The 20,417-nt window shown below is 65.7% G+C and carries 17 protein-coding genes and 1 riboswitch; of the genes, 9 read left to right on the top strand and 8 right to left on the bottom strand.

What is annotated here, in order from left to right; all coding sequences use genetic code 11:
- Positions 1-145: 145 nt before the first annotated feature.
- Entirely contained in the window at positions 146-1,615 is a 1,470-nt protein-coding gene (locus AC1DSJ_RS15305; protein WP_441370551.1) for a fimbrial protein, read from the bottom strand.
- Positions 1,616-1,865: 250 nt separating this feature from the next.
- On the opposite strand from AC1DSJ_RS15305, the gene AC1DSJ_RS15300 reads away from it, so the two are divergent.
- From AC1DSJ_RS15300 to AC1DSJ_RS15280, 5 genes are all read left to right on the top strand, one after another.
- Complete coding sequence (locus AC1DSJ_RS15300; RefSeq protein ID WP_054424747.1) at positions 1,866-2,567, top strand: response regulator; 702 nt, start codon at positions 1,866-1,868, stop codon at positions 2,565-2,567.
- The gene (locus AC1DSJ_RS15295; protein ID WP_175170810.1) at positions 2,567-4,144 is read left to right on the top strand and encodes a sensor histidine kinase; all 1,578 of its coding nucleotides are present in this window, start codon (positions 2,567-2,569) and stop codon (positions 4,142-4,144) included. Before AC1DSJ_RS15300 ends, AC1DSJ_RS15295 begins: the two co-directional genes overlap by 1 nt.
- Positions 4,145-4,290: 146 nt before the next feature.
- On the top strand, positions 4,291-5,364 hold the full coding sequence (ruvB, locus tag AC1DSJ_RS15290) for a Holliday junction branch migration DNA helicase RuvB (protein WP_054424579.1): 1,074 nt from the start codon (positions 4,291-4,293) through the stop codon (positions 5,362-5,364).
- A gap of 110 nt (positions 5,365-5,474) precedes the next feature.
- The gene (locus tag AC1DSJ_RS15285; protein ID WP_054424578.1) at positions 5,475-6,440 is read left to right on the top strand and encodes a threo-3-hydroxy-L-aspartate ammonia-lyase; all 966 of its coding nucleotides are present in this window, start codon (positions 5,475-5,477) and stop codon (positions 6,438-6,440) included.
- A gap of 117 nt (positions 6,441-6,557) precedes the next feature.
- Entirely contained in the window at positions 6,558-7,466 is a 909-nt protein-coding gene (locus tag AC1DSJ_RS15280) for a complex I NDUFA9 subunit family protein (RefSeq protein ID WP_342067619.1), read from the top strand.
- Positions 7,467-7,559: 93 nt separating this feature from the next.
- Here the strand turns inward: AC1DSJ_RS15280 and ruvA are convergent, their stop codons facing one another.
- The 6 genes from ruvA to AC1DSJ_RS15250 form a co-directional block, all read right to left on the bottom strand.
- The gene (gene ruvA, locus AC1DSJ_RS15275; protein ID WP_054424574.1) at positions 7,560-8,132 is read right to left on the bottom strand and encodes a Holliday junction branch migration protein RuvA; all 573 of its coding nucleotides are present in this window, start codon (positions 8,130-8,132) and stop codon (positions 7,560-7,562) included.
- 132 nt (positions 8,133-8,264) lie between these two features.
- Positions 8,265-8,813 carry a crossover junction endodeoxyribonuclease RuvC gene (gene ruvC, locus AC1DSJ_RS15270; RefSeq protein WP_175170812.1) on the bottom strand — a complete coding sequence of 183 codons (549 nt, stop codon included), beginning with the start codon at positions 8,811-8,813 and terminating at the stop codon, positions 8,265-8,267.
- Positions 8,813-10,402, bottom strand: coding sequence for a bifunctional phosphoribosylaminoimidazolecarboxamide formyltransferase/IMP cyclohydrolase (gene purH / locus AC1DSJ_RS15265; RefSeq protein WP_054424571.1), 1,590 nt, complete (start codon positions 10,400-10,402; stop codon positions 8,813-8,815). The genes ruvC and purH overlap by 1 nt, the downstream gene beginning before the upstream one ends.
- Before the next feature lie 103 nt (positions 10,403-10,505).
- Entirely contained in the window at positions 10,506-10,745 is a 240-nt protein-coding gene (locus tag AC1DSJ_RS15260) for a helix-turn-helix domain-containing protein (protein WP_006217670.1), read from the bottom strand.
- 36 nt (positions 10,746-10,781) lie between these two features.
- Positions 10,782-11,807: a tRNA dihydrouridine synthase DusB gene (dusB, locus tag AC1DSJ_RS15255; protein WP_054424745.1), complete on the bottom strand. Its 1,026-nt coding sequence runs from the start codon at positions 11,805-11,807 to the stop codon at positions 10,782-10,784.
- 65 nt (positions 11,808-11,872) lie between these two features.
- Positions 11,873-13,042, bottom strand: coding sequence for a UbiH/UbiF/VisC/COQ6 family ubiquinone biosynthesis hydroxylase (locus tag AC1DSJ_RS15250; RefSeq protein WP_441370552.1), 1,170 nt, complete (start codon positions 13,040-13,042; stop codon positions 11,873-11,875).
- Positions 13,043-13,121: 79 nt separating this feature from the next.
- Between AC1DSJ_RS15250 and AC1DSJ_RS15245 the strand changes: the two genes are divergently transcribed.
- The gene (locus AC1DSJ_RS15245) at positions 13,122-13,586 is read left to right on the top strand and encodes a TM2 domain-containing protein (protein WP_054424569.1); all 465 of its coding nucleotides are present in this window, start codon (positions 13,122-13,124) and stop codon (positions 13,584-13,586) included.
- A gap of 17 nt (positions 13,587-13,603) precedes the next feature.
- Here AC1DSJ_RS15245 and AC1DSJ_RS15240 read toward each other — a convergent pair whose 3' ends face one another.
- Positions 13,604-14,947: an aminopeptidase P N-terminal domain-containing protein gene (locus AC1DSJ_RS15240; protein ID WP_342067621.1), complete on the bottom strand. Its 1,344-nt coding sequence runs from the start codon at positions 14,945-14,947 to the stop codon at positions 13,604-13,606.
- 135 nt (positions 14,948-15,082) lie between these two features.
- Positions 15,083-15,248, top strand: a riboswitch (yybP-ykoY riboswitch).
- 79 nt (positions 15,249-15,327) lie between these two features.
- Here AC1DSJ_RS15240 and AC1DSJ_RS15235 point away from each other — a divergent pair.
- From AC1DSJ_RS15235 to mgtA, 3 genes are all read left to right on the top strand, one after another.
- Positions 15,328-16,344 carry a sodium:calcium antiporter gene (locus AC1DSJ_RS15235; RefSeq protein WP_054424564.1) on the top strand — a complete coding sequence of 339 codons (1,017 nt, stop codon included), beginning with the start codon at positions 15,328-15,330 and terminating at the stop codon, positions 16,342-16,344.
- Between the two features lie 482 nt (positions 16,345-16,826).
- Positions 16,827-17,165 (top strand): hypothetical protein, encoded by a 339-nt coding sequence (locus tag AC1DSJ_RS15230; protein WP_054424562.1) that lies wholly within the window; start codon positions 16,827-16,829, stop codon positions 17,163-17,165.
- A 430-nt stretch (positions 17,166-17,595) separates the two neighbouring features.
- On the top strand, positions 17,596-20,397 hold the full coding sequence (gene mgtA / locus AC1DSJ_RS15225; protein WP_441370553.1) for a magnesium-translocating P-type ATPase: 2,802 nt from the start codon (positions 17,596-17,598) through the stop codon (positions 20,395-20,397).
- Positions 20,398-20,417: the final 20 nt, after the last annotated feature.

Raw genomic sequence — 20,417 nt, 5'->3', positions numbered from 1 at the left:
AGCATCATGGCAGGGATTTTAAGCCGCAATTCCCGGACGCCTCTTTTACCGGGATATTTCCGTCCGGGTGGCGGTCCGGGTGGCGGTCCGGTCAACCGGCGGTCGGGCATTCGCGCTCGCGGGAGTGCCGGCGCTCCCGCGATCCCTACCAGCTCAGCCAGGTCCCGCGCATGAACGTATCCACGGGCATGCTCAGGTTGGCGCGCCACTCGTAGTTGCCCGAGATGATGTCGCGGTCGGCCCCGACGGCCAGCTTCACCTTGGGCGCCACGAACATGCTGTGCGACAGGCCCACGCGCTGCTCGGCCAGCGTGGACCCTTCATGCAGCCCCGAGTATGTGCCGCTGAACGTGCCCCATCCGGTGATCGGCACGCCGGCCGACAAGGTGTTGCGGGACTGCGGGGCCGAGGCCACGCCGCCGGAATACGTCGACAGGTCGCCAAAGCCGGCGCCGATCTGTTCGTTTGTGTAGCCCAGGTTCACTGTGTCGGCCACGTCCACGCTGTAGCCGATGCGGTAGCGCCAGGCGTTGGAGGCGTCAAACGTGCTTTGCGTGGCGCCAGCCTGGAAGGTGCCATATTCGCCCGCCGCATACGTGGTGCCCATCCCGCGGGTGGTCAGCGACGGGGCGCTTTGCATCTGGCCTTCGACGGTCAGGGCGGGGGTCAGGCCGTAGCGCACGCTGCCTGTGCCGACCGAGGCGCCATAGTCCACCGCCCCAGAGCTGGCGGTGGGGTCCATGCGGTTCAGCTTGCCGACCGACGAAGAGTAGCCGAAGCTGCCCTCGGGCACGGTCGCGCTGGACCCCGCCCAGTTCGCGATCTGCAAGCCGCCCACCGGCGCGCTGCTGCCCCAGACGGGTGCATTGGCGTTGATGTTGCCCACCGTCACTGACGGGCCGGTGGTGTTGCGGTAGACCCAGTTGCGGTCGCCTGCATAGCGCAGGCCATCTTGGCCGCTGACGGAGGCAAACCAGGGGCTGGAAGGGCGCGAGACGCCCGAAATCACCACGACCGGGATGCGGGGGATGTCGCCCGTGTCCAGCGCAAAGTCGTAGTCCGGCGGGGTTTCCTCGGGCGCCGCAGCGGAATCCGCCGTGGGCGCCGAAGCGGTCAGCTCGCAGCCCAGCGGCGAGGAGCCGGCCGCACCATTCGCAGTGGCCTGGCCCGGGGCGGGTCCGGCCTGAGCCGCTCCAACCTGAGCCGCCCCAACCTCGGCGGCGCCAACCTCGGCGGCCCCAACCTCGGCGGCCCCATTCAGGCTCGACCCCAGCCCGGGAATGGGATCGGCGTCGCCGCTGCCCCCGGTGCCTTGCACCGAGGTGTCCATGGCCGGTTCCGCCACCATCAAATCGCAGGGGGCCGGGTCCAACGGCACGGCGCGCGCATCAATCGACGGCGCGGGACGCACGGGGATGGGTTGCACCGGGGACAGAACCCCAATGCCGCGCGCGACCAGCACCGGTCTGCCCGCAGCGGGCGTACCGGCAGCGGGCATACCGGCGGCGGGCGTACCGGCAGCGGGCGTGGATTCGGAATAGGGGGGCGCATAGAGGGTGTCGCCAATCGCTGCGGCCAGCGGGCAGAACAAACCCGCCGCCAGTGCCGCGTGCAACAACCGTCTGCGCCACTTTGCAGGGGCGACCATACGGACCAGTGTAAATAGGGGGCGTTACCGTAGCTGTAAACGATTTTTAGTAAACCGGACGAGCGGCAAGGCCGGCGGCTATTTTAGGGCCAGTCCAAGGCGAACCGCACGCGCGCCGCAACGGCTTGGAAAACCCGCCGTACATCGTGCAACAGGTGTATTTCAGTTGATTTCTTGCCCCTTGCGGCGGAACGCGCCGCGCCGCACTATGGCATCCATGGACAATCCCCACACCAAGCTGCTGGTCGTTGACGACGACCCGGCCCTGCGCCAACTGCTGGCCGACTATCTGAACCGGCACGGCTACGACACCCTGCTGGCGCCGGACGCCACCGATTTGTCATCGCGCATCACCCGCTATGCGCCCGATCTGCTCGTGCTTGACCGCATGCTGCCAGGCGGCGATGGCGCCGATGCCTGCCGCCGCCTGCGCGAGCAGGGCGAAGACATCCCCGTCATTCTCCTGACCGCCCGAGATGAAGCGGTGGACCGCATCATCGGCCTGGAAGCCGGCGCCGACGACTACGTGGGCAAGCCCTTCGACCCGCGTGAACTGCTGGCCCGCATTGAAGCCGTGCTGCGCCGCAAGCGCGGCCCGTCCGCGCTGACGAAGGACGCGCCCGTCACGTTCGGCCCCTTCCTGTTTGACCCGTCCACCCGCCAACTGTCGCGCGAAGGCACGGTGGTCAAGCTGACCGGCGGCGAAATCAATCTGCTGGAAGCCCTGGTGCGCAACGCGGGCAAGCCGCTGTCGCGCGAACGCCTGCTGGCGCTGGCCCGCGATGACGACGCCGGTGAACGCAACGACCGCGCCATCGACATCGCCATCCTGCGCCTGCGCCGCGTCATCGAAGACGACCCCAAGCAGCCGCGCTGGATTCAGACCGTCTGGGGCATTGGCTACCGGTTCTCGCCCTGATGCGTTTTTCCCCCGGCTTTCTGGTGCCGCGTTCGCTGCGGGCACGTCTGATCCTGCTGATCCTTGGGTCGGTGCTGCTGACCCAGGCGGCCACGCTGGTGACGGTGTCGTACTTCCGGCACAAGTTCATGGAAGACGTGGCCATCGGCTATATCGTCACCACGATCCGCACGCTGCGTGCAGCCTTGTCCGAAGTGCCTGCCGAAGACCGCGCCGATTTCGTGCGCACCGCGTCGCAGAACCAATGGCGGCTGTGGTCGCGCGTGTTGCCGGCTGAAGCCAAGTTGCAGCGCTTCAATGGCCGCCGTCCGCCGCCACCCCCGCGTTCTGCCCCCCGTCCGCCCCCGCCTCCGCCCGCTGACGCCCGTCCGGGCGGGATGCCGCCGCCGCCCGACGTCCGCGGCGAAGAGCACGACGACGATAACGGGCGGGACGACACGCGCGTGGCCGAGCAACGCGATGCGGACCACGCCGCGCATGAAGAACGCATGCGCCGCTACAAGCCCGAGCCCGACGACATCCGCCGTGATTTGCGCGTGCTGGTGCAACTGCTGAACGAACGGCTGAACGATGGCACCCGCGTGGCGCTGTCACGTGGCCCCGCACCCGAGATCTTCATTTCGCTGGCGCCCAACTCCGCCAGCGAAGACGTGCCGCGCCTGCGCGAATGGCTGGTCATTCCGCTTGACCGCCTGGACCCGCCCGTGGCGACCCCCTTCATCGCCGCCTGGCTGGGCGGGCTGGGTCTGTTGCTGCTGCTGGCTGTGGGTTTCTCGTGGCATATCACGCGCCCCATCACCCGGCTGGCCGATGCTGCCGACCGCCTGGCTGCCGGGCAGCCGCAGCGCGTGGAGCCCTCGGGGCCGCATGAAACCCGTGCGCTGGGCGTGCGGTTTAACGCGATGCTGGACGCGCTGGCGGAGTCCGATTCCGTGCGGCGCACGCTGTTGTCGGGCCTGCCGCACGACTTGAAGGGGCCGCTGTCGCGCATGTGGCTGCGCATCGAGCTTGCCGACGATTCCAAGCTGAAGGAAGGTCTGCGCACCGATCTGCAAGACATGCAGCACATGGTCGACCAGTTCATCGGCTTCGTGCGCGGCACCGACCCTGCCGCGTACCGTTACGCGTCAATGGTGCTGTCCGATTGGCTGACCGAACGCGTGGGCGCCTGGCAGGGCGCGGGTACGGACATCCATCTGAAAACGGTGGACGACGACGCGCCGTTGGTCGTGCAGGCCGACGCCGTGGCGCTGGGCCGCTTGCTGGACAACCTGATCGGCAATGCGCTGAACCACGGCGCGCCGCCGGTAGACGTCAACCTGCGCCGCGAAGACCGCTACGCGGTGCTGGACGTGGCGGACCATGGCCCCGGCATCGTGCCAGACCGCCGCCAGGAAGCGCTGCGGCCGTTCAGCCGGCTGGACGACGCGCGCACGCGCACGGGCAGCGTGGGCCTGGGCCTGGCGTTGGCCGAAGCCATCGCGCGCGCGCATGGCGGTTCGCTGGAACTGCTTCAGGCGGAATCCGGCGGTTTGTGCGTGCGGGTGAAGCTGCCGCTGTCATCGGAAACGGTTTAAGGGAATAGGGCGGCCCAGGCGCTCCCGCCTCGCCAGCCGCGGGGCGTCCCCTCCCGCTGGCCCCTGGTGGCCGCTCCCGATGGCCCCTGGTGGACCCCTCCATACGGTACGATGCATCCTGCTTCTTCCCTTGTCGTTTCCGCACCATGGCCATTCAGTCCGATTCCCTGTCCTCCCGTCCCGACGCGCCCCGTATCGTGGCGCCTCAACCGGTGTCGCCCAACGAGGAATCGATCGAACGCGCCTTGCGTCCCAAGGCGCTTCAGGAATACGTTGGCCAGCAGCGTGCGCGCGAACAGCTCGAGATCTTCATCGCCGCCGCCCGCAAGCGCGGCGAGGCCTTGGACCACGTGCTGCTGTTCGGCCCCCCGGGCCTGGGCAAGACCACGCTGGCCCACATCATTGCGCACGAAATGGGCGTGCAATTGCGCCAGACGTCCGGCCCGGTGCTGGAGCGTCCGGGCGACTTGGCCGCGCTGCTGACCAACCTGGAAAAGAACGACGTCCTGTTCATCGATGAAATCCATCGCCTGTCGCCGGTGGTCGAGGAAATTCTTTACCCGGCGCTTGAAGATTTTCAGATCGACATCCTGATCGGTGAGGGCCCGGCCGCGCGCAGCGTGAAGCTGGACCTGCAACCGTTCACGCTGGTGGGCGCCACCACGCGCGCGGGCATGTTGACCAATCCGCTGCGCGACCGCTTCGGCATCGTGTCCCGGCTTGAGTTCTACAACGCCACCGACCTTGGCCACATCGTGACGCGCAGCGCGGGTCTGCTCAACGCGGGCATCACGCCTGACGGCGCAGCCGAAGTGGCGCGCCGCGCCCGTGGCACGCCCCGTATCGCCAACCGCCTGTTGCGCCGTGTGCGCGACTATGCCGAGGTCAAGGCCAGCGGCACCATCGATGCGGACGTTGCCGGCCGCGCGTTGGCCATGCTGGAAGTGGACCCGCAAGGTTTGGACCTGATGGACCGCAAGCTGCTGGAAGCCATCATCCACAAGTTCGACGGCGGGCCGGTGGGTGTGGACAGCCTGGCCGCCGCCATCGGCGAAGAGCGCGACACGATCGAAGACGTCATCGAACCGTACCTGATCCAGCACGGCTACCTGCAACGCACGCCGCGCGGCCGCACGGCCACGTTGACCACATGGCGCCATCTGGGCCTGACGCCGCCTGCCGGCGTGTCCACCGGCAGCGGTGAACTCTTCGGCAAGTAGGCGCGCGCGGCGCGCATTTTGTGTGGCGCGCATTTCGCGTGGCGCGCATTCGCGTGACAGGTTTATGATCCGAGGGTTTCGACATTCCCGCGATCAAAGGACCGGATTCCATGCTGCCCGAATTGCCTACCTATGATGATGTCGTCCGCGCCAGCGAGCGCCTGGCCGGCAACGCCCACCGTACGCCCGTCTTGACCTCGACGACCGCCGACGCCATCAGCGGCGCGTCCGTCTTCTTCAAGTGCGAAAACTTCCAGCGCATGGGCGCCTTCAAGTTCCGCGGAGGCTATAACGCCATCGCGCGCCTGACCCCTGAACAGCGCGCCGCAGGCGTCGTGACGTTCTCGTCGGGCAATCATGCGCAGGCCATTGCGCTGGCCTCCAAGCTGCAAGGCGTGCAGGCCACGATCATCATGCCGCTGGACGCCCCCGCGGCCAAGCGCGCGGCAACGGAAGGCTACGGCGGCAAGATCGTCACCTATGACCGCTATACCGAAGACCGCGAACAGATCGCCCTGCGCATCCAGGCCGAAACCGGAGCCACGCTGATTCCGCCTTACGACCACGAAGACGTGATCACCGGCCAAGGCACGGCGGCCAAGGAATTGTTCGAAGAAGTAGGCGAACTGGACTATCTGTTTGTGTGCCTGGGCGGCGGTGGCCTGTTGTCGGGTTCGGCCTTGTCGGCGTTTGCGCTCAGCCCGCGCTGCCTGGTCTACGGCGTTGAGCCCGAAGCCGGCAACGATGGCCAGCAGTCCTTGCGCAAGGGTGAAATCGTCCGAATCCCGGCGCCCAAGACGCTGGCTGATGGCGCGGCCACCACGCACCTGGGCAATCTGACGTTCCCGCTCATCCAGAAACATGTGCGCGATATTGTCACGGTGACGGATGCGCAATTGGTCACCACCATGAAGTTCTTCGCCGAACGCATGAAGATGGTGGTGGAGCCCACGGGCTGCCTGGCGGCGGCCGCGGTCATGCAGAACGTGGTGCCGGTGCAGGGCGCGCGGGTCGGCGTCATCATCAGCGGCGGCAACGTCGACCTTCCGGCTTACGCCAAGTTGCTGGCGTCCTGATGCGCAGGAGGCGGCCCGCCAGCCGGGCCGCCGAACCGTCGCGCGGATACGTGCTTGCGGTTGTCGCCCGTGCAGGGCAGAATCGAATCTCGATCCTGACAAACAGGGGGCTGCGGCATGCGTATCCTTGTCATCGGCGGCACCGGTTTCCTTGGCCGTCATCTGATTGCCCGATTGTCCGGCGACCTGCACCAGATCATCGTGCCCACCCGCCTGTTGGCGCGGGGCAGTGAACTGCAAGTATTTCCCACCGTTACCCTGATTCAGTCCGACATCCATGACGATGCCGCGCTGAACGAGCTGGTACGCGGCTGCGACGTGGTCGTGAATCTGGTGGGCATCCTGCACGGCAACACGGGCCAGCCGTATGGATCGGACTTTGCGCGCGCGCATGTGCATTTGCCGCAGCGCATTGCCCAGGCATGCGTGCGCCAGGGCGTACACCGCTTGCTTCACGTCAGCGCGCTGGGGGCAGACTCCCAGGGCGACAGCATGTATCAGCGCTCCAAGGGCGACGGCGAGGCGGCCATCCAAAAAGAATTTCAAGCCGCCAATGACGCCGGTTGGACGATCTTCCGGCCATCTGTGATCTTTGGCGCCGACGATAACTTCACGAATATGTTCGCCAGGCTGGCGCGCTGGCTGCCCGTGCTGCCGCTGGCGGGGGCGCACGTGCGCATGCAGCCGGTCTATGTGGGCGATGTGGTCGCCGCGATGACCGCCGCGCTGGGCAACACCCACACGTGCGGAAAAATCTATGAGCTAGGTGGCCCGCAGGTCTACACGCTGGGCGAGATTGCGCGGCTGTGCGCCGCCTGGAGCGGCCATCCCCGCCCGGTGATCACCATGCCGATGGGCGTGGGCCGCATGCAGGCGCGCTTGTTTGAATGCATGCCAGGCACCCCGCTGATGTCGCGCGACAACCTGGATTCCCTGCGCCGAGACAACATCTGCGCCGGGCCGATCGCCCCCGAACTGCACGTGGTGCCCACAGGCCTGGAAGCCGTCGCCCCCCGCTACCTGTAGCGGGGGCGAAGTGCGAAACAATCACCAAAAAAAGCAAAAGCTGAACGCGCGCAACCCATCAAGCAGCGCTCCAAGCAAGCAATCAAGCCGCCATCAGCGCACCAACGCCTTCAGCGCCTGCTTGATCCCGTCGGACACGCCTACGCCTTCAGGTAGCGTCTTCAGCGCCGACAGCGATTCTTTCTCCGAATACCCCAGCGCCAGCAGCGCGTTCAAAATATCCGACTGATTATCCGGCGTGGCATGCGATGCCGCGCCAATATCCGCGCCCAACTTGCCGCGCATTTCCAGCAGCAGGCGTTCAGCAGTTTTCTTGCCGATACCCGGCACGCGGGTCAAGCGGCCCGATTCCTGCAGCGTAATAGCCTGTGCCAAATCCGCCACCGACATGCCAGACAGCACCGACAGCGCCGTGCGCGCCCCAATTCCGCTGACCTTGATCAGTTCGCGAAACGCGCTGCGTTCACCCGCCGTGCCGAAGCCATACAGAATATGCGCGTCTTCGCGCACCGTCAGGTGCGTGTACAGCGTGACGCGCGCGCCGGTTTCCGGCAGCGAATACAGCGTGCTCATGGGCACGTCGATGTCATAGCCCAGACCGCCTACGTCCACGCAAATGGTGGGCGGCAGTTTTTCGATCAGGGTTCCGGTGATGCGTCCGATCATGATGATGATGGCCTGGTAAAAAATGAGGCCGCAGAATGCGCGGCGAATGCGGGCATTCTATACGCGCGAGGGGCGCGCGTGGATCGTGCGGGGATGATGCAGAGGGTCGCAGACCGATTGCGCGCGGCGCGATCAGCCTATCAAGCGCCCATTGCGGATGCGCGTCTTGCCGCTCATGCGCAGCGTCGTGCCCAGGCGTTCCAGCTTGTCTTGCAGCGGGCCGACGTGTGCGTGGCAGATGGCGCAGGCCAAGGCGTCAGCGGAGTCAGGGGCGGGCGTGCCATCCAGCGCCAGCAAGTGTTGGACCATCATCTGCACCTGCTCTTTGGCGGCGCGTCCGGTGCCCACCACGGCTTTCTTGATCTGCAAGGCGGTGTACTCGTGCACCGCCAGCGAACTATCGGCCAGCGCGCACAACGCCGCGCCGCGTGCCTGACCCAAGAGCAGGGTGGACGCGGGGTTGGTATTCATGAAGACGATTTCAAGCGCCGCGACATCGGGTTTGGTGTCGTGCGCCACCTGGCGCAGATTGTCCAGGATGACTTTCAGGCGTTCGGCCAGCGTCAGCGCCGGCGGGACCACGATGGTCCCGCTGGCCACGTAACGCAGCCGGGAGCCGTCGGCATCGATCACACCGAAGCCGGTGCGGCGCAAGCCGGGATCGATGCCGAGAACGCGCATCAGTGGCGGAAGTGGCGGGTGCCGGTCAGCACCATGGCGATGCCGTGCTCGTCGGCCGCGGCGATGACTTCGTCGTCACGCATGCTGCCACCGGGCTGGATCACGCAGGTTGCGCCGGCGGCCACCACCACGTCCAGGCCGTCGCGGAACGGGAAGAACGCGTCCGACGCCACGGCCGAGCCCTTCAGGGTCAGGCCGGCGTTTTCCGCCTTGATCGATGCGATGCGGGCCGAGTCGATACGGCTCATCTGGCCGGCGCCCACGCCGAGCGTCATGCCGCCGCCCACAAACACGATGGCGTTGGACTTGACGTACTTGGCGACCTTCCAGGCAAACGCCAGGTCGTTCATTTCCTGCTCGGTGGGCTGGCGCTTGCTGACCACCTTGAGCGCATCGCGCGGCACGTTGTAGGCGTCCGGGCTTTGCACCAGCCAGCCGCCGCCCACGCGCTTGATGTCCAGGGCGTTCTGGCCCACGCCCATCGGCACTTCCAGCACGCGCACGTTCTTCTTGGCGGCCAGAATGGCCAGGGCGGCGCCGTCGTAGGCCGGGGCCAGCAGCACTTCCATGAACTGGCCGCTGACGGCTTCGGCGGTCGCGGCGTCAACCGGGCGGTTGAAGGCGATGATGCCGCCGAAAGCGGAAGTCGGGTCGGTCTTGAAGGCTTGCTGGTAGGCGCCCAGCGTGTCAGCCGCCACGGCCACGCCGCAGGGGTTGGCATGCTTGACGATGACGCAGGCCGGCACGTCGAAGCTGCGCGCGCATTCCCATGCGGCGTCGGCGTCGGCGATGTTGTTGTAGGACAGTTCCTTGCCCTGCAGCTGGCGGTAGTTGCCCAGCAGGCCGGCCGGACGCTGGGCGTCCACGTAGAAAGCAGCGGTCTGGTGCGGGTTCTCGCCGTAGCGCAGCGCCTGCTCCTGCTTGACCTGCAAGGTCAGCGTGCCGGGCCATTCGTTGCGGGCGGGCACGGCTTCCTGCGCCGGTTCGGCGTCGGTCAGGCTGGTCAGGTAGGCGGCGATGGCGCCGTCGTACGCGGCCGTGTGAGCGTAGACCTTCGAGGCCAGCGCCAGGCGCAGGCCGTACGAGGTGCTGCCGTTCTTGTCCATTTCGGACAGCACGCGCGAATAGTCGACCGGGTCGATCACGACCGTCACGCCACCGGCTTCGGTGCCATGGTTCTTGGCGGCGGCGCGCAGCATGGCCGGGCCACCGATGTCGATATTCTCAACCGCGTCAGCGAACGTGCAATTCGGCTTGGCGACGGTTTCGCGGAACGGATACAGGTTGACCACCAGCATGTCGATGCGATCGATACCCGCCGCCTTGATGGTGTCCATGTGCTCGGCGCTGTCGCGGCGGGCCAGCAGGCCGCCGTGAATCTTGGGGTGCAGCGTCTTGACGCGGCCATCCAGGATTTCCGGCGAACCCGTGTGGGCAGCCACTTCGGTGACGGTCAGGCCGGAGTCGGCCAGCAGCTTGGCGGTGCCGCCGGTCGACAGCAGGCGCACGCCACGCGTAGCTAGGGCGCGGGCAAATTCAACGATGCCGGTCTTGTCGGACACCGAAAGCAGGGCGGTTTCGATTTTCATGGTGGGGACGGGAGTCGGGCGGTGCGCCTTTCTCGTTCAGGTCGGGATGGGAAATCTGCGAAGGGGCGGCCAGCACCCGGCAGGGGCTGGCCACGCGGGAAAGCTATACCTGGATATTGTGCGCCAGCAACTTCTTGCGCAGGGTGTTGCGGGTGATGCCCAGCATTTCAGATGCCCGCGACTGGTTGCCGCCCGAACGCTCCAGCGCCACTTCAAGCACCGGGCGCTCGACACAGCGCATCACCATGTCCCACATATCGTGGGGCTCGGATTCACCCAAGTCTTCGAAATAGCGCTCCAGACTGGCGCGCACGCATTCTTCCAGGACATCTTTCTTGCTCATTTGAGTACAGATATTTTTATGTTGGTGTTGAGGCGGTTATGCCGCCAGCAGGGCTTCTGCGACCGGCGCCGGGTGGGTCTCGCCGTCGCGCGAGAGAGTGTCGAACCAATCCGACACCGCCCGCCACTGGTCGCGGGTATTGTCGATCAGGTTCATGCGGGCGCAGAACGAATCCGCGCCCGGCAGGCCGTCCAGATACCAGCCAATATGCTTGCGCGCCGTACGTACGCCGGTGTGCTCGCCATAGAACCGGTAATGGTCGTCGAGATGTTCGAGCAGCAGCTCGCGCATTTCCCCGTAAGAGGGAGGGGCCAGTGTTTCGCCCGTGCGCAGGTAGTGGTCGACTTCGCGGAAAATCCAGGGACGGCCTTGGGCCGCCCGGCCAATCATGACCGCGTCGGCGCCAGTGTAATCCAGGACGTGCTTGGCTTTTTCAGGCGAGTCGATATCTCCGTTGGCGATCACGGGGATATTCAGCTCGGCCTTGACGGCGCGGATAGTGTCATATTCCGCCTCGCCCGTATAGAGGTCGGCGCGGGTGCGGCCATGCAAGGTCAGGGCAGCGATGCCGGCATTTTCGGCCAGCTTCGCCACGCGCAAGGCGTTGCGGCTATCGCGGTCCCAGCCTGTGCGCGTCTTCAGCGTAACCGGCACCCCCAGCGGGGCGCAGGCCGACACGACGGCGTCCAGGATGCGGACGATCAGGTCTTCGTGGCGCAGCAGCGCAGACCCCGAGGCCACATTACAGACCTTCTTCACGGGGCAGCCCATGTTGATATCGATGATGCGCGCGCCCTTGCCGGCATTGAAAACGGCCGCTTCGGCCATCATGGCCGGGTCGGCGCCCGCAATCTGCACGGAAATGGGGGCGATTTCGCCATCGTGGTTCAGGCGGCGGGACGTTTTGACGCTGTCCCACAGCTTGGGGTTGCTGGCCGCCATCTCGGATACGGCGTAACCCGCCCCCAACTTCTTGCAAAGTTGTCGGAACGGACGGTCCGTCACTCCCGCCATGGGAGCGACAAGCACGTTGTTGGGAAGGGTCCATTGGCCTATGCGCATGGTCACATTTTAACCGGCTCGATCAGACCCCCCTTTTTCAGGGGCCGACAGCTTGGTAACAAGCCTCAGGCGCGAAAGCCTTGCAGCAGATGTTGCGCCAGCGGGGCGCGCAGCGGGGACGCCAGATCCATCCCCAATAAAGCCAGGCCGCAGGCGTGCTCGACCGGGGCCAAGCCGGTGGCGAACACCCGGGGCATCAAATCGGTCAGGCCGGCGGTGATGACGCGGTCGAATTGGCGCGCCTGGGCAAAGTCGGCCAGCAGCAGGGTGGGGCTGGTGTCAGGCTGCGCCAGCCAGCCGGCAAGCGTTTGCGCCAGCCGGGCGGCGTCGCGCAGCCCCAGGTTCAGGCCCTGGCCCGCCACCGGGTGCAGGGTTTGCGCGGCATTGCCGATGGCGGCCACGCGGCCTTGCACTTGGGCGCGGCGGGCGGCCAGCGCCAAGGGGAAGACGTGACGCGGGGCCTGGCTGGACAGCCGGCCCAGCCGGTCGCCAAACGCTTCCGACAGCGCCTTCGAGAAGGCGGCGTTGTCCAGCGCGGCGAGTTCCGCGGCGCGTTCGGGCGCGCTGCACCACACCACCGAGTACGCGTCAGGCGTCTGCGGGTGCGGCAGCAAGGCCAGCGGGCCTTCAGACGTAAAGCGTTCCCAAGCCCAGCCGCGGCGCGGCAAGGTGGCGTGTGCGGTGGTCAGCACGGCGTGTTGATCGTAATCGCGGCGCACGTCGGTGGCGCCTGCGCCGTCAGACTGCACGGCGATCTGGCACAGCAAGGTGTTGTCGCCTTGCACGATGCGCACGCCGTCGGCGTCCTGGCGGTCAACCTGTGCAGCCGGGCCGGACAGCACGGTGACGCCACTGGCGGCCACGCATTCGTCCAGCTTGGCGTGCAGGCCGGCATAGGCCACGACGCTGCCCAGCTGCGGCACATTGAAATCGCTGTGTTGAATGACGGTGCGGCCCAGCCGGCCGCGTTGCGACACGTGGATGTTGCGAATGTCGGCCGAACGATCCGGCCAGGCATGCAAGGTTTCCAGCAGCACGCGGCTGCCATGATTCATGGCCAGCACGCGGGGGTCGGCGGCAGGCACCGCTGCGGCAGGCGTGGCTGGGGCCGGCGCGGCGCCAGCCAGCAGGGCGATGCGGGCCGGGTCCGGCGCCACACGCGCCAGCATCAGGGCCAGCACGCGGCCCACGGGGCCGGCGCCAAGAATCGCAATGTCGAAGGCGGATGCAGTCATGGCGGGATTTTAACCGTCCACTACAATCCCGGACAGCCAGCGCGGCGGGTCGCGCGGCCCACCTTCCCGGTTGATTGATATGACGCAGGTTCAGGCTTCCTCTTCGCTGTCCGCCGTATCCGCCCGCCGCCCGCGCGGCAAGGTCGCGGTGGGATTATTGGCCTGCTTGTTCGGCTGGCTGGGCGCCCACTGGTGGTATCTGGGCCGCCGCCACGCGTGGCTGGTAACGCTGCTGGCGGTCGTCAGCCTGTTCTGCGCGTTCCGGTTCTATCCGGTCTGGTACGACAACCCCGCCTTTTTCCTGCTGTTCATTCCGATGATCGACGGGTTCATCGAAAGCGCGGTGTTCTCGCTGATGTCCGACGAGAAATTCGACCGCCTCTACAACCCCGATCACGGCCGCCCGTCAGCCACGGGCTGGGGGCCGGTGCTGGTCGCCATTCTGGCGTGCCTGGTGGGCTCGGTCGTGTCGATGTTCGCCATCGCCATGGTGGTGGTCTACGTCTGGGTGGCCATGGGCTGGCTGGACGGCCTGGTGCTCTAGGCCGCCCCCGGCATTGCCTATTCGCGCATCAGCGCTTCGATCTCGCTGGCTTGCACCGGCACGCCGCGGGTGATCAATTCACAGCCTTCGTCCGTGACCAGCGCGTCGTCCTCGGTGCGGATGCCGATGTTCCAGTAGCTTTCCGGCACGTCGTCGGCAGGGCGCACATAGATGCCGGGTTCAATCGTCAGCATCATGCCCCGTTCCAGCGTGCGCCACGGGCGGTCGGCGCCGTGGGCCGCGCCTGCTTGGCGATAGTCGCCCACGTCATGAACGTCCAGCCCCAGCCAATGGCCGGTGCGATGCATGTAGAAGCGGCTGTAGTCGCCGGATTCCAGCACGCCGTCCAGGGACCCCTTCAACAGTTTCAGATCCAGCATGCCTTGCGCCAGCACGCGCAGCGCGGCTTCGTGGCCGTCGTTGAAGCTGCGGCCGGGCGCGGTGGCCGCCGCCGCCGCTTCCTGCGCCGCTACCGTCAGGTCATACAACGCGCGCTGCGGGCCGCTGTAGCGGCCATTCACGGGGAACGTGCGGGTGATGTCGCTGGCGTAGCTGTCGACTTCGCAGCCGGCGTCGATCAACACCAGATCGCCATCGCGCAGCACGGCCTCGCCAGCGGGGTAGTGCAGCACGCAGGCGTTGGCGCCTGCGGCCACGATGCTGTTGTAGGCGACGGCCTGGGCGCCGTGCCGGCGGAATTCATACAGCAGCTCGGCTTCCAGTTCATATTCGTGCATGCCGGCTCGGGCAACGCGCATGGCGCGCGCGTGGGCGCCCGCCGAGATCTTCGCTGCGCGCCGCATCGCGGCGATTTCAGAGGGGTCTTTGATCAGACGCATTTCCGCCAGCAGAGGGCGGATGTCCTGTTGCCGCGAGGGCGGAGCATGGCCCGCGCGGCTGGCCTCGCGGGCCGACGCCAGCCAGCGGTGCAGGCGCCCGTCAGTGCGTTTATCCCCCGCAAGCGGCGCGTACAGCGTGGGGTGATCCAGCATCAGCTTGGGCACCAATTCATCCAGCGCGTCGATGGGGTGCGCGTCGTCGAAACCAAAATGCGCGGCGGCGGCTTCGGGGCCGAAGCGTTTGCCTTCCCAGATTTCATGCTCTACGTGGCGTTCCCGGCAGAACAGCAGCGCGCGGTCGGTCGCGCCCGCAATCAGCACCAGCCATGCCGCCGGCTCGGTGAAACCGGTCAGGTAGAAGAAGTCGCTGTCGTGCCGGTAGGGGTACTCGGCGTCGCGGTTGCGTATCGCCTCGGGGGCGGTCGGCAGGATGGCGATGCCCCCGCCTTCGGCGCGCATCCGCTCCATCAAGCGTTGGCGCCGGGCGGCGAAGGGGATGATGTCGGCGGGAGGCAGGCTCATGGCGGGCAGGGGCGCGAACCCCGCGAAAGCTGTGGATGCGGCCTACTTTACCCCGCTATCGCGTGCAAACAACAGTGCGGCGCGAACCTGTGCGGCCTGCCCGGGATTCACTGGACGGTCATGTTGGCGCTGCTACAATCGCGGCTCTGTCATTGGGGAGTAGCCATCCTTTGTCCCCAAAGGAGTTAGCGTCAACAGACTTGGTGGTTCAGGGCCGCGGTGCGGTTGCTAGAACTCCATGGCGCTAACGGTTTCCATGCAAGCGGCCCGCCCGCCAGCATGGATCAGCCAGGCGAGACCTTTGGCCGCGTTGCGTTCACCCTAGCCGGGCGAGCCGTAGCGTCGCGCCAATTGGTTTCTGCTCGTCCGGCTTCGTTCCTATGTTGCTCACGCTGTTTTTGTTTTTCCTGTCCGCGGCAGTGATTTACTTCGCCTGCGAATTCTTCGTCAATGGCGTTGAATGGGTCGGACATCGCTTCCATCTGGGCGCCACCGCCACCGGCACCGTGCTGGCCGCATTTGGCACAGCCTTGCCTGAAAGCGCGGTCACCTTCATGGCCGTCGTGTTCGGCGAGACCCCTGAACAGAAAGATATCGGCGTCGGCGCCGCCATGGGCGGCCCCCTGGTGCTGGCGACGCTGGCGTATGCCGTGGTCGGTGTTGCGCTGTGGCGCGCCCGCCGTGGGCAGCGCAGTGGTCAGACCCTGCAGGCCAACTGTATCAACGCGGACCAGCGCCGGCTGGCCCGCGACCAGGCCTGGTTCATGGGCATCTTCATCTTCAAGGTCGGGCTGGGCCTGCTGGCCTTCGCGTGGAAACCCTGGCTGGGCATCCTGTTCCTGGCCACGTATGGCCTGTATATCAAGCGCGAACTGAGCCATGACGAAGAACGCACTGACAGCGAAGACCTCGAGCCGCTGAAGCTGCGCCCCCGCGACGAAGACCCGTCCATGTTCTGGGCCGCCACGCAGACGATCCTGGCGCTGGTGGTCATCGCCGGCGCGTCGCATGTGTTTGTGAATCAGATTGAAGTGCTGGGCGTGGCGATGGGCGCATCGCCGCATGTGGCCGCCTTGCTGCTGGCCCCGGTCGCCACCGAGCTGCCGGAAATCATGAATGCGCTGATCTGGGTGCGCCAGGGCAAGGAACGCCTGGCGCTGGCCAATATCTCGGGCGCGATGATGATCCAGGCGACCATTCCCAGCGCGCTCGGTATCTTCATGACCCCCTGGCTGCTTGACGCCCCGTTGCTGGCCGCTGGCCTGTTCACGATGCTGTCGATCGGGCTGCTGTGGCTGCGCTTCCGCCGTTCGGTCATGAGCGTGCCGGCGTTGTCGGCGGTGGGCGGGTTCTATGCGTTGTTCGCGGCCTATCTGGGCTGGCACTTCTACGCCTGATTGTTAGGCGCAACGCAGTCGGCGGCGCAGGGCCTGTAGGCGTTGCGCCGCTTTTGCATTCTTTTTGCTGCCTCTTAAGCAAGTAGGCCCACAATTAAGCGGTCAACCCTTGTCCATCAGTGGAAACCCGCGTAAACTCCGCCTGTTATCCATCTCAGGAGCAGTCTTCGTGAATACCGATTCCGGCGAAAGTAGTCGATCTTGCATCGACATCGCTGTCTGACAGGAAACACGCAGAGCTCCATCTGCCGCATCCTGTCATACAGGTTGCGGCGTATCCCAAGCCCCGGGTCTTTGTTTTTACCCAGGCAATAGCGCAAGCCTTCGGCTTGCCGGGACATTCCCCAGCATAAACCGCCAGAACCGCCGCTCGTCGCAGCGCCAGCGTTCGTGCACGTCTTGTGTTCGCCCGCCATGCGCCGCGTCTGCGCGTGCACGCGTACTCGCGATGACCGTTCCCTATTCTTGCAATGGAGGTCGTTATGCGTTTCTTCGACTTGTTCCTACGCCGCGCTGGTGTAGACCGCGCCACCGCCCTGGGCCGCCGTCGCGGCACGTCGCGTTTGACGGTCATTTGTCCGCGCGACGAGCTGGGCGCCTTGCGCAAGCAGATCTGCCTGGACTTCAGCGCCGCCGGCCTGGATGTCTCGCAAGTGCAGATTGACCAAGGCCGCGACCCGAACCTCGCGTCGGCTTGCATCACCGTCAATTGCCCCCCGGAGCTGCGGGCTGAATTGATGTCGCAAGCGCGCCGCCTGAGCGCCAACCCCGCCGTTCGTCACGTGCATTTCGGCGCGCAAACCGCCGCAATGGCCGCCTGACGGGCGCTGTCCACCCAAGAGAGAGATCATGCCCAGTGCCTTAGACCCTGACCCTCGATTGCGCCACGTGCACGGCGCCGGCATGCCTGTCTGACCTGTCTTCTCCCTGCGAGCCGACTGGCCGGACATTCTTCCGGCGCATACGGACTCCGCAGCAATGAATCCCCGGCTTGGCCGACGTCTTCCTTGACGATCGCGCCGCTTGCGCCGGTTTCGATTCCCTAGCTCGCTTCCCTTCCGTTTTCCGCACCCGGCGCGACTTCCACGCGATCCGGACACCGGCAACATTGCCCCGGTGCCTGCGCGCGCCCGTACGCGGCGGATTGTCGGCTTTCCTTTGAAAGCTGCGGCCCGCTGCTGCCCGCGCGCAGCACATCGGGCGGGGTGCCCGTGTCTTCGACAACAACACAATAAAAACCGGAAGACTCCGATGTTTACCTTTCTGAAGTCCTTTTTCTCGTCCGCCGCGGGCCGGCGGCGCGTTGGCCGCCATTTCCGGCGTTCCCCCATTCTTGAACAAGGCGCCCACGCCGCCGCCACCGAGTCCGATACGTCCCGCCGCGCCAACCGGCGCATGCTCGACCTGTCGAGCATGGGGCTAAACGCCCTGTTTTCACGATTTGGCAGCGGACGCGGCGGGCTGTCCGAAGCGCAGGCGCAGTCTGCGCGTGAACGCCATGGCGCCAACGAGGTCGACCACGAAAAGCCGCTGTCCTGGTATTCCCACCTGTGGCTGTCCTACCGCAACCCCTTCAATCTGCTGCTGACCGCGTTGGCCGGCCTGTCGTGGCTGACCGATGTGCAGATGGCCGACTCGGATGACCAGTCCTGGACGGCGGTTGTCATCATCGGCTCGATGGTCGTCATTTCGACGGTGCTGCGCTTTGCGCAGGAACTGCGCTCGAACCGGGCGGCCGAGGCCCTGAAAGCCATGGTGCAGAACACCGCCACGGTGCTGCGTGCCGACGCGCAAGCGCCGGCCGCAAATGGCAGCGGACGGCGTCTATTCGGCGCGCCGCTGCACGATTCGGGTTCCCACCAGATGGAAGTGCCATTGGCGGAGCTGGTGCCCGGCGACGTCGTGCTGCTGTCCGCGGGCGATATGATCCCCGCCGACTGCCGCGTCCTCAACGCCAAGGATCTATTCGTTGCGCAGGCGGCGCTGACCGGTGAATCGTTGCCGGTTGAAAAGCACGCCATCCAGCGCGTGGAAACGGCAAACGCCCTGGAACTGGAAAACATGGCGTTCATGGGCACCAACGTGGTCAGCGGGTCGGGCAGCGCGCTGGTCATTGCGACGGGCGGCGACACCTATTTCGGCCAGCTGGCTGGCCGCGTCACGCAAACCACCCGAGCGCCCACGCAGTTTCAACAGGGCATCAACCGCGTGAGCTGGGTGCTGATCCGCTTCATGCTGGTCATGGCGCCGATCGTCATGCTGATCAACGGCTTCACCAAGGGCGATTGGCTGGAAGCGCTGCTGTTTGCGCTGGCAATCGCCGTGGGCCTCACGCCCGAAATGCTGCCGATGATTGTCACGGCCACGCTGGCCAAGGGCGCCTTGCGCATGTCGCGCCGCAAAGTTGTGGTCAAGCGGCTGGACGCCATCCAGAACCTGGGCGCGATGAACGTGCTGTGCACCGACAAGACCGGCACGCTGACGCAAGACCGCATCGTGCTGGAACGCCACACCGATGTCTACGGCACCAGCAGCGACGATGTCTTGGCCTATGCCTATCTGAACAGCTACTACCAGACCGGTCTGAAGAACCTGCTGGATGTTGCGGTGTTGCAGCACGCGGAAGTGCAGCGCAGCCTGAACCTGGCGGCCAAGTACCGCAAGGTTGACGAGATCCCGTTTGATTTCTCGCGCCGGCGGATGTCGGTGGTGGTCAACGAAACCGAGAATGGCCGCGATCATCACGAGCTGATCTGCAAAGGCGCGCTGGAAGAAATGCTGTCGGCATGCACGCGGTTGCGGGTGGGCAATGACGTCCATCTGCTGACCGATGCGCGCCGGGCGGACATCCGCCGGGTGACGGCCGAACTCAACCGCGACGGCTTGCGCGTGATTGCGGTGGGCGTGAAGGAAATGCCGCCCACGCAGCAAACCTATGGCGTGGCCGATGAATCCGATCTGGTGCTGGTGGGGTACATCGCCTTTCTCGACCCCCCGAAAGAATCCACCGGCCCCGCGTTGGCGGCGCTGAAGGCATCGGGCATTGAAGTGAAAGTGCTGACGGGCGACGTCGAGTTGGTCACGCAGAAGGTCTGCCGCGAAGTCGATTTCGAGGTCCGCAAGGTGTATCTGGGCACCGAGATCGAAGCCATGGACGATACGCAGCTGGCTGCCGCCGTGCGCGAAGCCAATGTGTTCGCCCGGCTGACGCCCGCGCACAAGGAGCGCATCGTGCGCAGCCTGCGCGCCCAGGGCAATACGGTGGGTTTCATGGGCGACGGCATCAACGACGCGCCGGCATTGCGCGCGGCCGACGTGGGCATTTCGGTGGATTCGGCGGTGGATATCTCGAAGGAAGCGGCCGACATCATCCTGCTGGAAAAGAGCCTGATGGTGCTGGAAGATGGCGTCATCGAAGGCCGCAAGACCTTCTGCAACATGCTCAAGTACTTGAAGATGACGGCCAGCTCCAACTTCGGCAACGTGTTTTCCGTATTGGTCGCCAGCGCCTTCCTGCCCTTTTTGCCGATGCTGCCCATCCATCTGCTGCTGCAGAATCTGATGTACGACATCTCCCAAACCGCCATTCCGTTCGACAATGTCGACGAAGAACTCCTGAAAAAGCCGCAGCAATGGGACCCGGATGGCCTGGGCCGCTTCATGGTGTTCTTTGGCCCGATCAGCTCCATCTTCGACATCGCGACCTACGCGTTGATGTGGTACGTGTTCCAAGCCAACGCGCCCGAGCACCAGACGCTCTTCCAATCCGGCTGGTTCGTTGAAGGCCTGCTATCGCAAACCTTGATTGTGCATATGATTCGTACGCGCCGTATTCCCTTCCTGCAAAGCCGCGCAGCCTGGCCGTTGATGCTGATGACGGTGATGGTGGTGCTGGCCGGGTTGATCCTGCCGTTCTCGCCTTTGGCTGAATACTTCCAGCTGCAGGCGCTGCCGTGGAGCTACTTCCCCTGGCTGGTGGGCATTCTGTTGAGCTACTGCGTTCTGACGCAACTGCTCAAGGGCATCTGGGTCCGCCGTTACGGCTGGCAGTAAATCGTGCAGAGGCGGTGGGC

Source organism: Achromobacter sp. 01N37 (genome assembly GCF_056399725.1).
The sequence above is the reverse complement of the archived record's forward strand: the minus strand, read 5'-3'. Positions and strand labels throughout refer to the sequence as shown.

Excerpts from the sequence above, each read along its gene's own strand:
- AC1DSJ_RS15300 (WP_054424747.1), top strand. The coding sequence starts at position 1,866 with ATGGACAATCCCCACACCAAGCTGCTGGTCGTTGACGACGACCCGGCC.
- AC1DSJ_RS15295 (WP_175170810.1), top strand. The coding sequence starts at position 2,567 with ATGCGTTTTTCCCCCGGCTTTCTGGTGCCGCGTTCGCTGCGGGCACGT.
- ruvB (WP_054424579.1), top strand. The coding sequence starts at position 4,291 with ATGGCCATTCAGTCCGATTCCCTGTCCTCCCGTCCCGACGCGCCCCGT.
- AC1DSJ_RS15285 (WP_054424578.1), top strand. The coding sequence starts at position 5,475 with ATGCTGCCCGAATTGCCTACCTATGATGATGTCGTCCGCGCCAGCGAG.
- AC1DSJ_RS15280 (WP_342067619.1), top strand. The coding sequence starts at position 6,558 with ATGCGTATCCTTGTCATCGGCGGCACCGGTTTCCTTGGCCGTCATCTG.
- ruvA (WP_054424574.1), bottom strand. The coding sequence starts at position 8,132 with ATGATCGGACGCATCACCGGAACCCTGATCGAAAAACTGCCGCCCACC.
- ruvC (WP_175170812.1), bottom strand. The coding sequence starts at position 8,813 with ATGCGCGTTCTCGGCATCGATCCCGGCTTGCGCCGCACCGGCTTCGGT.
- purH (WP_054424571.1), bottom strand. The coding sequence starts at position 10,402 with ATGAAAATCGAAACCGCCCTGCTTTCGGTGTCCGACAAGACCGGCATC.
- AC1DSJ_RS15260 (WP_006217670.1), bottom strand. The coding sequence starts at position 10,745 with ATGAGCAAGAAAGATGTCCTGGAAGAATGCGTGCGCGCCAGTCTGGAG.
- dusB (WP_054424745.1), bottom strand. The coding sequence starts at position 11,807 with ATGCGCATAGGCCAATGGACCCTTCCCAACAACGTGCTTGTCGCTCCC.
- AC1DSJ_RS15250 (WP_441370552.1), bottom strand. The coding sequence starts at position 13,042 with ATGACTGCATCCGCCTTCGACATTGCGATTCTTGGCGCCGGCCCCGTG.
- AC1DSJ_RS15245 (WP_054424569.1), top strand. The coding sequence starts at position 13,122 with ATGACGCAGGTTCAGGCTTCCTCTTCGCTGTCCGCCGTATCCGCCCGC.
- AC1DSJ_RS15240 (WP_342067621.1), bottom strand. The coding sequence starts at position 14,947 with ATGAGCCTGCCTCCCGCCGACATCATCCCCTTCGCCGCCCGGCGCCAA.
- AC1DSJ_RS15235 (WP_054424564.1), top strand. The coding sequence starts at position 15,328 with ATGTTGCTCACGCTGTTTTTGTTTTTCCTGTCCGCGGCAGTGATTTAC.
- AC1DSJ_RS15230 (WP_054424562.1), top strand. The coding sequence starts at position 16,827 with ATGCGTTTCTTCGACTTGTTCCTACGCCGCGCTGGTGTAGACCGCGCC.
- mgtA (WP_441370553.1), top strand. The coding sequence starts at position 17,596 with ATGTTTACCTTTCTGAAGTCCTTTTTCTCGTCCGCCGCGGGCCGGCGG.